A 9,815-nucleotide genomic window follows, 5' to 3' on the forward strand; every position below is an offset into this window, starting at 1 on the left:
TCCTCTTTGGAAACATGCAGCATTTGAGTGACTGGCCCCACCACCTCATTGATGGAAAAGGGAGTGTCTTTGGGAGCCGTGGAAAGCGTGGCGAAAAGATAGCTGTCAAGAGAAGGGATGGCCATGGGATCACGTTTCTGATTTTTGAACTGTCTGCGGTAGTCTTAGAAAATGCAATATTTTTGGGGAAAATAGAAAACGGGGAAGCTCCGCGGAGCCTCCCCGTTGTGGTGAGCTGTGTGCTACTTGATGCCGATTTCTTCGTCGGTGAGGTAGCAGGCCGGATCTTCGGCCCACTCATCGCCGTAGTAGGCTTCGGCGCGGGAGCGGAAGTTGCCGCCGCAGATGTTGAGGAAGCGGCACTTGGCGCAGCGGCCCTTCACGTAGGGCTTCTTGTCCTTGAGCTTGTGCAGCAGTTCGATGTTCGGGTCGTCCCAGATTTCGGAGAAGGGACGTTCAAGCACGTTGCCGAACACGTGATGACGCCAGAACTGGTCGGCAGAAACGTCGCCGTTCCAGGAAATGCAGCCGATGCCGCGGCCGGAGCTGTTGCCCTCGTTGAACTGCAGCAGCTGGAACACTTCTTCGGCGCGCTTGGGATCTTCCTTGAGCAGGCGCATCCACACGTAGGGGCCGTCGGCGTGGTTGTCCACGGTGAGCACTTCCTTGGGGGTGCCGGCGTCGAAGCATTCGCGGGTCTTGTCCATGATGAGATCGACCACGGCGCGGGTTTCCTGATGGTTCAGGTCTTCATTGATGAGCTCGGTGCCGCGGCCCGAGTACACCAGGTGATAGAAGCACACGCGGGGAATGTTGCGTTCGCGCAGGATGTCGAAAATCTTGGGGATTTCCACGGCGTTGCGCTTGTTGATGGTGAAGCGCAGGCCCACCTTGATGCCTTCTTCGCGGCAGTAGTCGAGGCCTTCGAGGGCCCGGCGGAACGCGCCCTTCACGCCGCGGAAGTGGTCGTGGACCTCTTCGCCGCCGTCGAGGGAAACGCCCACGTAGGAAAGGCCGACTTCCTTGAGCTGCTTGGCCATGGCGCGGTCGATGAGCGTGCCGTTGGTGGAAATGACCGCGCGCATGCCCTTGCTGGTGGCGTAGCTGGCAAGTTCGGGCATGTCCTTGCGGATGGTGGGCTCGCCGCCGGAAAAGAGCATGACCGGCGCGCCGTAGGCGGCGAGGTCGTCGATCATGACCTTGGCCTGTTCGGTGGAAATGGGATCGACGCCCTTGTCGGTTTCGGCTTGGGCGTAGCAGTGGACGCATTTAAGGTTGCAGCGGCGCGTCATGTTCCAGACGACGACCGGCTTCTTGTCGGCGGAGAACTGGAGAAGGTGAGAAGGCAGCTTGCCGGACTGGCGACCGTAACGCAGGGCGTCGGAGGGTTCCACCTGTCCGCAGTAAAGCTTGGAAATACCAATCATGTAGTGTCCTCACTGGGCGTTGTATGGGAAAGACGGAGCGGAATGCGCCGCTTCGTCGCCATGTTGCATGGAAAACGTCGGTTCTGCCGCATTTCGGCGGCAGACCGGGCCACATCATAGCCGCACCGGCTCCGGGAATCAAGTGACGCCGGCAACCTTGCGCGAAACTTCGGAAGAAAATGCCGTGCTCTCCGGCGTGCAGTGGTATTTGGCCCGGCGCTCGTCTGCCGGGCGTCGGCCTGCCGGATTCACCAGGCGCTCTCCTTGGAAGTAGAAGCGCGGGGATTGTCGGCGCGGTCGGGCTTGCTCTGCGCCATTCTCGCGGAGCAACGAAGCGCCGTTTTCGGCAACGGAGCCGGGGGGGGCGTTTGTGCAGGCGGAACGCCCCGTTTTTCGTCCGCGCGGCGAAGGCCGGGCGGCCGGGCTTCACCGGGCCTTCTTCTGCGGTGCTAGTCCAGAATGCCGCCCGCAAGCACGAAGCCGTCCGCGTCGTACACGGCGGCGATCTGTCCGGGGGCCGGAGGCTGCTGGGGCGTGTCGAAGGTTATGGTCATGCGCTCTTCGGCCACGCTCACGCGGGCGGGCGTCGGAGCCTGATGGTAGCGCACGCGCACGAAGAGCCGTTCCGGCCAGAGCTCGGGGGCGACCATGAGATTCAGCGCTCCGGCGGAACACGTGGTTGCGGGAAGCAGGTTCTTCGGCCCGACCACGAGGGTGTTGGAATCCCGCAGGCGTCTCAGCACGTAAAGCGGCTCCTTCCAGGGAATGCCGAGTCCGCGGCGCTGGCCTTCGGTGTACTGCCACAGTCCCCGATGCTGCGCGATGACGCGGTTTTCTCCGGCGAGCAGCACGGGGCCGGGACCGGGCAGACGCAGACCGCGGGCGCGGCGCTCTTCGAGCCAGGCGTAGTGATCGTCGCCCGGAATGAAGCAGATTTCCTGACTTTCGGCGGGCACGGGCGGCGTGATGCCGCGCTCGGCAAGGCTGGCGCGGATGTCGGATTTTTTCCATTCCGCGAGCGGAAAGAGGCAGCGGCGCAGGCGCTCGACGGGAACCAGCGCGAGAAAGTAGCTCTGATCCTTGGTGCCGTCGCGTCCTGCGCGCAGCGTCCGGCCGTAAACGGGATGTTCCGCCACCGCGGCGTAGTGACCGGTGGCGAACGCTTCGCCGTAGTTCATGGCGCAGTCGAACAGGCGACCGAACTTCATGGTCCGGTTGCACAGGGCGCAGGGATTGGGGGTGCGCGCCCGGGCGTGCTCTTCGGCAAAGGGAGTCATGACGCAGCGGCAGAACTCTTCGGAGAGATCGACCACGTGCAGGGGAATGCCGAAGGAACGGCAGAGGGCTTCCATGGCGGGAACAGCTTCGGTTCCGGCCGCTCCGGGGAGAAAGCGCGCGTGCAGAGCCGTGACCGAGTGTCCCTGCTCCTTGAGGCTGAGCAGGGCGAAGAGGCTGTCGGTTCCGCCGCTTATGGCAACAGTGACGTTCATGGGCGTCAGTGTGCCATCGGCGGACGAAGAGGGCAAGACCGATTCTCCATTCTCCGATGGAATCTCTTCCCGTTGCCAATCCGCCGGGAAGGCTTTATGCTGACAGTTCCTGACATTCGGGAAATTCGGACAACCCATTGAAACGAGGGGTCTTTATGAAACATATTCTGGCCTGCGCGGCGCTCTGCGTCGTGACGCTTCTCGGCGGATGCGTCGGCGCTCCCATCTACAGAGGTCTGGACGCCGCCACCGGAGATTTCGTGTCCACGTCGTCTCCCACGGTGAGCGTGAAGGCCGCGGAAGGATATGCCAACGTGCTTTCCGGCTACACGCTGTGCCGCGTGCCCTACGAGAACAGCTTCATGAACTGCGTGTCCGCCAACGTGTGGTTCTCGCTTCAGGAACGGGAAGGCTCGCAGCTCGCCGTCATGCTGGCCGAGTGCCCCACCGGACTGATCTGGGAAGTGCGCGCCGTGGGCGTGGAATATCAGAAGCTGAAGGTGTTTTACGAGAGCAACGGCGTCGGCCCCAACGACGCCACCGTGCGCGTGTATGTGCGTCCGGCCTCCATGGATCCGTGGACGCCCCTGTTCCTCGGCGCAGGAAAGACGGCCTGGAAGGGCGACACGCTGGTGGCGCGTTATGAATGGACGAGCACCACGCAGAAGGACAAGCTGGTGGTCGAATACCGCGAACCGGCGCCCGAACTGCTGGCCGGCATGAATCCGCGCGTGACCGATATTTCGGCGTTCATCGCTCGCTCGCAGAAGGCGTTTACGCTGGAAGGCGTGACCGAGCCCGTCTCGCCCGTCGCGCGCGTGGGCGTCGGCATTTCCGACAGCCTTCTCGCGCCCGTGGTGGGTTCGGTGAGCACCAATCAGATCATTCTGTTCTGATCGAAATGAAGCAGAAGCGGCGCGTCCGGCCTCTGCCGGGCGCAATCTGCTGCGTTCGACGTTCCGCGGCGTGAAAGGCCCGCAGGCTCCGCAGCGTCGGGGGCTCGCCGCAAAGATGCCGCGAGTTTCGGCCTGAGTCCGGGCCCGACGCTCCGGCCTGATGATCGCCGCTCGCTTCTTTATTTTTATTGATGATGTGGCGATGCCGGTGCCGCCTGCGTCAGGCGTCGGCGCATCGCGGCGTCCGCCTGTCCGCGGCTTCTGTTCCGAAGCGAAAGGCCCGGCGGCTGCCGGAGACGCAGTGCGATGAGCGCGCAACTTTCCTGCCTCCCGGTCGCGCCGCCCGTGCGCCTTTTTTGACTTGACAGAAGCGCGGCACCCTAGTAAATACGACAGTTCACCTTGTTCGCCGTATGGTTTTTCCGGCAGGAAGTCGGAAGCGGCGGACCTCTGACCGTAAGGAGATATCCTACATGCGCAAAATGGAAACCCTGCTGCTCCTTTCTCCGGAGCTGTCTGTGGAAGAGCGCGAAACCGTCCTGAAGACCATGGACGAAGTCATCACCCGCGAAGGCGGCAAGATGCTCGTCGTGGATCAGTGGGGCATGCGCGACCTGGCCTATCCCGTCCGCAAGCAGATGCGCGGCTTCTATGTTCGTCTTGAATATGCCGCTCCTTCTCAGCTCGTGGCTGAACTGGAACGCATCATCCGCATCACCGACGGCGTGTTCAAGTTCATGACCGTCAAGCTGGCCGACTCCGTCGAAGCCACCGAGGAGGTCGCGTAATGGCTTTCCGTAAGAAGTTTGCTCCTCGCCGCAAGTTCTGCCGCTTCTGCGCCGACGCCGAACTGGCTCTCGACTACAAGCGTCCCGACATTCTCCGCGACTTCATCACCGAACGCGGCAAGATCGTCGCCCGTCGCATTACCGGCACCTGCGCCAAGCATCAGCGCGCTCTGACCACCGAAATCAAGCGTGCCCGCCAGATGGCCCTGCTGTTCTACACTTCCGCTCATTCCAGCGAACTCAAGAAGAAGACCAACATCTAACGGCATAGGAGACAAAATGAAAGTTATTCTTCGTGCCGACGTTGAAAAGCTCGGTCACCTTGGCGACATCGTCAATGTCAAGCCCGGCTACGGCCGCAACTATCTGCTTCCTCAGCAGCTTGCCAGCCTGGCCACTCCCGCCAACATCCGCGTGTTTGAACTCGAACGCAAGAAGCTGCAGGCCCGCATGGACGCCCTCCGCGCCGCTGCCGCCGACCTCGCTTCCAAGCTCGAAGGCGTGGTGGTGACCATCGCCATGCGCGTTGGCGAAAACGACAAGCTCTATGGTTCCGTCACCCCGGCCATGATCGGCGACGCTCTCGCCGCCATGGGCATCGAAGTGGATCGTCATCGTCTGCTTCTCGACGGCTCCATCCGCACCCTGGGCGAACACAACGTGCGCGCCCGTCTGCATGCCGACGTGGTTCCTTCCTTCACCGTGAAGATCGTGTCTGAAGAAAAGCACATCGCTGAAGAAGAAGCCCCCGTGGAAGCTCCCGCCGCCGAAGCGGAAGCTCCTGCTGAAAATGCCTAATCAGCTTCCCCGGAAGCCTGACGAGTCATGGACAGCCCGGATACCGTCATGAATGAAGCCGCCGCTCCTTCGCGGAGCGGCGGCTCTCGTCGTTCTTCCCGCGGGGAAGGCGAAATCTCCGATCGCGCGCGCGACGACCTTCTGCGCCGCGTTCCGCCGCACAACGAAGAGGCCGAACAGGCCGTTCTGAGCGGCGTGTTCCTGCGGCCCGACCTGCTTCAGGAGCTCGTCGATCAGCTTCGTCCCGTAGATTTCTACGTTCCTGCGCACCGGATCATCTTCGGCGCGTTCGTGGCGCTGTGCGAACAGAACACCCCCGTGGACGAAGTGACGGTGTTCGACTGGCTGGTCAGCCATTCCCAGCTTGAGGCCGCGGGCGGTGCGGCCTATCTCGGCGAACTTTCCCGCGCCGTGGTGAGCGGCGCCAACGCCGTTCACTGGGCGAAAATCGTGCGCGACAAGGCCATGCAGCGCGCGCTCATCGACACTTCCGCCCAGATCATCAGCAACTGCTACGACGCCTCCAAGGACGTGCCCACGCTCCTCGACGAATCGGAGCGCGCCATATTTTCCATTTCCGAACGCGCCAACAGCAAGACCTTTGCAAGCAGCAGCGAACTTGTGCGTTCCGTGTTCGACGAGCTGCTCGCCCGCTACAACAACAAGAGCGTGACCACCGGCGTGCCCACGGGCTACATGATGCTCGACAGAATGACCGCCGGCCTCCAGCCCACCGACCTCATCATTCTTGCGGCCCGCCCCTCCATGGGCAAGACGGCCTTCGCCCTCAACGTGGCCATGCGCGCCGCGCTCTCCGGCGGAGCCACGGTGGCCATCTTTTCTCTGGAAATGAGCAAGGAATCGCTCATGGACCGCATGCTCTGCGCCTGGGGCCGGGTGGAGCTCTCCCGCGTGCGCCGCGGCTTTCTGGAAGACGACGACTGGGCCAAGCTTTCCGCCTCGGCCGACGCGCTCTCCCAGGCCAAGATATTCATCGACGACACCGCGGGTCTGACTCCGCTTGCGCTTCGCGCCCGCTGCCGCCGCCTCAAGGCCGAGCACGGCCTCGACCTCGTCATGGTGGACTACCTGCAGCTCATGCACTCCTCGCGCAACGACTCCCGCGAACTGGAAATTTCCGACATCTCGCGCAACCTGAAGGCGCTCGCCAAGGAACTCAAGGTTCCCGTCATTGCGCTTTCCCAGCTCAATCGAAAGGTGGAAGAGCGTACCGACAAGCGTCCTGTGCTTTCCGACCTGCGCGAATCCGGCGCCATTGAACAGGACGCCGACCTCATCATGTTCATCCACCGCGAGGACGCCTACAACAAGAAGGACGACCATCAGAAGACCGGCATTGCCGAAATCATCATCGGCAAGCACAGAAACGGTCCCACCGGCACGGTGAAGCTCGCCTACCGGCCGGAATTCACGGCCTTCGACGACCTCGAAACCACCTATGTCGAGCCTTCGGAAGCACAGTCCTGACTGTTCCGGCCGGGCCGCAATTCTCCGGCTCGTGGCGCGTCTTGCGTCGTTTTGACGGGGCGCGCAGCCTGACGGCATGAGAGCCTCGTCCTTCCGAAGCGCACGGGCCGTCCGCCCGGAAGGCGAACGCCGCCTGCGCCCCTTTTGACCGGGGGCGCGGGAAACACGCCGGGACGCCGTTCGTTGCCCGAAAGCGCGGCGTCTTGCCTGCGCACCGCGGGCGTGCTACTCAAAGCTGGCCTCCAATACTACGCCGGGGCGGGCCGACAGCCGGAGAAAGAGATGTCATTCTGGATCAAAGAACGCATCAGCCCTTCGCAGATCATCATTCTGGGCTATTTTCTGTTCATCCTCTGCGGCACGGCTCTGCTCATGCTGCCCTTCACCACCAGGGACGGCGTCGGGCCGGGACTTTGCGACGCGCTGTTCACGGCCACGTCCGCCATTACCGTGACCGGCCTCGTGGTTCACGACACCGCGCGTTACTGGTCGGAATTCGGCCAGGCGATCATTCTCATGCTCATTCAGGCGGGCGGCCTCGGCGTCATGAGCATGGCCGTGGCCGTGGCCGTGCTCGCGGGGCAGAAGATAGGCTTCCGGCTGCGCTGGGTCATGCAGGAATCCATTTCCGCGCCGCAGCTTGCAGGCATAGTTCGCCTGACGGGCTTCATTTTTAAAACCGTGCTGGCCGTGGAACTTGCCGGAGCGGCGCTGCTCGCGCTGCGCTTCTGCCCGCAGGTGGGACTCGGCAGGGGCCTGTGGATGGCCCTGTTTCATTCCGTGTCGGCCTTCTGCAACGCCGGTTTCGATCTCATGGGAGAGGCGCATCCCTACGCTTCGCTCACGGCCTACGCGTCGGATCCGCTGGTCTGTCTTGTGGTGGCCGCGCTCATCATCACGGGCGGCATCGGCTTTCTCACGCTCGACGATGTGCGCTCGCACGGCGCGAATTTCCGCAGCTACCGCCTGCAGAGCAAGCTCGTGCTGCTCTTTACCGCCGCGCTTCTTCTTGTCGGCTTCCTCTTCTTCTTTTTCTGCGAGTTCCGGCGCGAAAGCTGGGGCATGTCCGGCCCGGAGGCCGCGCTCGCCGCGTTTTTCCAGTCCGTGAGTCCGCGCACGGCGGGCTTCAACAGCGTGGATCTCGCCGCGCTGAGTCCGCTCGGCAAGCTGGTCACCATGCTGCTCATGCTGGTGGGCGCAGCTCCCGGCTCCACGGGCGGCGGCTTCAAGGTCACCACGCTCGCCGTGCTGCTTCTGGGACTGCTCTCCATCTTCCTGCACCGCAACGACGTGCGCGGCTTCGGCCGCAGACTGCCGGACATGGCCCTGCGCCGGGCGTCGGGCATATTCATGTTTTATCTTCTGCTCTTTCTGGCCGGGGGCATGCTGATTTCCGCCTTCGACGAGCTGCCGCTCATGACGGCGTTCTTCGAGTCCGCTTCGGCCATTGGCACCGTGGGACTTTCCCTGGGCGCGACGCCGGAACTTTCCGACGCCTCGCGCGGCATTCTCATTCTGCTCATGTATTTCGGCAGGGTGGGCAGCCTCACGGTCGTGTTTGCGGTGTCGTCCGGCCTGCGTCAGGACGCCTTCCGCTATCCTTCTGAAGATGTGGCCGTGGGCTGAAAGGAGTGTGCCGCATGAAATCCGTACTGCTCATAGGACTCGGTCGTTTCGGCCGCCGCATGGCAAGAAAGCTGCGCGAACTGAATCACGACGTGCTCGCCATCGACAAAAACGAACAGCGCGTCAACGAAGCGCTGGACTTCGTGACCAGCGCCCAGATTGCGGATGCCACCAGCGAAACGTTCATCCGGTCGCTGGGCGTGAGCAATTTCGACATGTGCGTGGTCGCCATCGGCGACGACTTCCAGAGTTCTCTGGAAACCACGGCGCTGCTCAAGGAGCACGGGGCGCGTTTTGTGTTGTCCCGGGCGTCGCGGCAGGTTCACGCCAAGTTCCTTCTGCGCAACGGCGCGGACGACGTGGTGTACCCCGAGCGTCAGACCGCCGACTGGGCCGCCATGCGCTACAGCAGCGATCATATTTTCGACTACGTGAAGCTCTCGCCCGAGTACTCCATTTACGAGATAGCCACGCCCGAGGAATGGCAGGGCAAGACCGTGAAGGAACTGGCCGTGCGTCAGCGCTACCGGGTGAACGTGCTCGGCGTGAAGAAGGGCGACGAGCTCCAGCCCATGCCCGGCCCGTCGCACTGCTTTCAGGCCGGGGAAAACGTGTTCGTGCTCGGCCACGACATGGACGTGCAGAAACTTCTTCGCAAAAACTGACGTTTCAGGCGCGAGCGCTCTGCGCAGGGGACGGCAGTCCGTTTGTGCTGGGCGTCGTGAATTTCATGCGCGTCCGGCCCGGCCCCGGATTTTTTGTGTGGAAAACGGCGCTTCGGCATGGAGGTCTGCCCGGAGAGCGAACAGTATTTCGGAGGCATTATGGTATCACGTTTCGGACTGTGCGCGCAGAAGGTGTGCCTGCACTGCGCGCCGCGTCTCGGCATTGAGGATTCTCTGGCCGTGGGCATGGGCTCGGCGTTCGGCACGGGCATGGGGCATGCGGACACCTGCGGCTGCATCTGCGGCGCGCACATCGTGCTCGGGCTTCGCTACGGCAGGGCGGACACGCTGGAAGAGGGCAAGGCCAAAAAGGCGCTGCTCGTGGAAAAGGTGTCGGAATTTGAAAGGCGTCTGTCGAAAATGCAGCCGTGCCGCTCCTGCCGGGATATTCTCGGCATGGACATCACGCAGCCGGGCGTGATGAAGGCCGCCGCGGAAAAGGGCCTTTTTGCCACCGTGTGTGCAGACATGCTCGCGCAGACCTGCGCGGTGCTCGACGAGATGCTTGCCGAGGACGAAAAACAGGATTCCCGCGCCGAGGCGTAAGCCTCAAAAGAGCGGACGAAGCAGAGGTCGA

Annotated in this window: 10 protein-coding genes; 8 read left to right on the forward strand and 2 right to left on the reverse strand. The window is 62.8% G+C overall.

The window, feature by feature from the left end; all coding sequences use genetic code 11:
* Nucleotides 1–242: 242 nt before the first annotated feature.
* Both ahbC and ACZM96_RS01705 read right to left on the reverse strand, forming a co-directional pair.
* Nucleotides 243–1,427, reverse strand: a complete 1,185-nt coding sequence (gene ahbC / locus ACZM96_RS01700) for a 12,18-didecarboxysiroheme deacetylase (RefSeq protein ID WP_489486921.1) — start codon at nucleotides 1,425–1,427, stop codon at nucleotides 243–245.
* Nucleotides 1,428–1,876: 449 nt separating this feature from the next.
* Nucleotides 1,877–2,917 (reverse strand): tRNA-specific 2-thiouridylase, encoded by a 1,041-nt coding sequence (locus tag ACZM96_RS01705; RefSeq protein WP_489486923.1) that lies wholly within the window; start codon nucleotides 2,915–2,917, stop codon nucleotides 1,877–1,879.
* Nucleotides 2,918–3,072: 155 nt separating this feature from the next.
* Between ACZM96_RS01705 and ACZM96_RS01710 the strand changes: the two genes are divergently transcribed.
* From ACZM96_RS01710 to ACZM96_RS01745, 8 genes are all read left to right on the forward strand, one after another.
* Nucleotides 3,073–3,813, forward strand: coding sequence for a DUF4851 domain-containing protein (locus tag ACZM96_RS01710; protein WP_489486924.1), 741 nt, complete (start codon nucleotides 3,073–3,075; stop codon nucleotides 3,811–3,813).
* A 473-nt stretch (nucleotides 3,814–4,286) separates the two neighbouring features.
* Nucleotides 4,287–4,601: a 30S ribosomal protein S6 gene (gene rpsF, locus ACZM96_RS01715; RefSeq protein WP_294486971.1), complete on the forward strand. Its 315-nt coding sequence runs from the start codon at nucleotides 4,287–4,289 to the stop codon at nucleotides 4,599–4,601.
* On the forward strand, nucleotides 4,601–4,864 hold the full coding sequence (gene rpsR / locus ACZM96_RS01720; protein WP_294446488.1) for a 30S ribosomal protein S18: 264 nt from the start codon (nucleotides 4,601–4,603) through the stop codon (nucleotides 4,862–4,864). The genes rpsF and rpsR overlap by 1 nt, the downstream gene beginning before the upstream one ends.
* A 16-nt stretch (nucleotides 4,865–4,880) precedes the next feature.
* Nucleotides 4,881–5,399: a 50S ribosomal protein L9 gene (gene rplI, locus ACZM96_RS01725; protein ID WP_346665919.1), complete on the forward strand. Its 519-nt coding sequence runs from the start codon at nucleotides 4,881–4,883 to the stop codon at nucleotides 5,397–5,399.
* Nucleotides 5,400–5,447: 48 nt separating this feature from the next.
* Nucleotides 5,448–6,887, forward strand: coding sequence for a replicative DNA helicase (gene dnaB, locus ACZM96_RS01730; RefSeq protein ID WP_489486925.1), 1,440 nt, complete (start codon nucleotides 5,448–5,450; stop codon nucleotides 6,885–6,887).
* A gap of 282 nt (nucleotides 6,888–7,169) precedes the next feature.
* Complete coding sequence (locus ACZM96_RS01735; protein WP_346665921.1) at nucleotides 7,170–8,513, forward strand: TrkH family potassium uptake protein; 1,344 nt, start codon at nucleotides 7,170–7,172, stop codon at nucleotides 8,511–8,513.
* A 14-nt stretch (nucleotides 8,514–8,527) separates the two neighbouring features.
* On the forward strand, nucleotides 8,528–9,178 hold the full coding sequence (locus ACZM96_RS01740) for a potassium channel family protein (protein ID WP_346665922.1): 651 nt from the start codon (nucleotides 8,528–8,530) through the stop codon (nucleotides 9,176–9,178).
* Between the two features lie 159 nt (nucleotides 9,179–9,337).
* Nucleotides 9,338–9,784: a C-GCAxxG-C-C family protein gene (locus ACZM96_RS01745; RefSeq protein WP_489486927.1), complete on the forward strand. Its 447-nt coding sequence runs from the start codon at nucleotides 9,338–9,340 to the stop codon at nucleotides 9,782–9,784.
* The last annotated feature ends 31 nt before the right edge of the window (nucleotides 9,785–9,815 follow it).

The organism is Mailhella sp., from assembly GCF_057866825.1.

Excerpts from the sequence above, each read along its gene's own strand:
- ahbC (WP_489486921.1), bottom strand. The coding sequence starts at position 1,427 with ATGATTGGTATTTCCAAGCTTTACTGCGGACAGGTGGAACCCTCCGAC.
- ACZM96_RS01705 (WP_489486923.1), bottom strand. The coding sequence starts at position 2,917 with ATGAACGTCACTGTTGCCATAAGCGGCGGAACCGACAGCCTCTTCGCC.
- ACZM96_RS01710 (WP_489486924.1), top strand. The coding sequence starts at position 3,073 with ATGAAACATATTCTGGCCTGCGCGGCGCTCTGCGTCGTGACGCTTCTC.
- rpsF (WP_294486971.1), top strand. The coding sequence starts at position 4,287 with ATGCGCAAAATGGAAACCCTGCTGCTCCTTTCTCCGGAGCTGTCTGTG.
- rpsR (WP_294446488.1), top strand. The coding sequence starts at position 4,601 with ATGGCTTTCCGTAAGAAGTTTGCTCCTCGCCGCAAGTTCTGCCGCTTC.
- rplI (WP_346665919.1), top strand. The coding sequence starts at position 4,881 with ATGAAAGTTATTCTTCGTGCCGACGTTGAAAAGCTCGGTCACCTTGGC.
- dnaB (WP_489486925.1), top strand. The coding sequence starts at position 5,448 with ATGAATGAAGCCGCCGCTCCTTCGCGGAGCGGCGGCTCTCGTCGTTCT.
- ACZM96_RS01735 (WP_346665921.1), top strand. The coding sequence starts at position 7,170 with ATGTCATTCTGGATCAAAGAACGCATCAGCCCTTCGCAGATCATCATT.
- ACZM96_RS01740 (WP_346665922.1), top strand. The coding sequence starts at position 8,528 with ATGAAATCCGTACTGCTCATAGGACTCGGTCGTTTCGGCCGCCGCATG.
- ACZM96_RS01745 (WP_489486927.1), top strand. The coding sequence starts at position 9,338 with ATGGTATCACGTTTCGGACTGTGCGCGCAGAAGGTGTGCCTGCACTGC.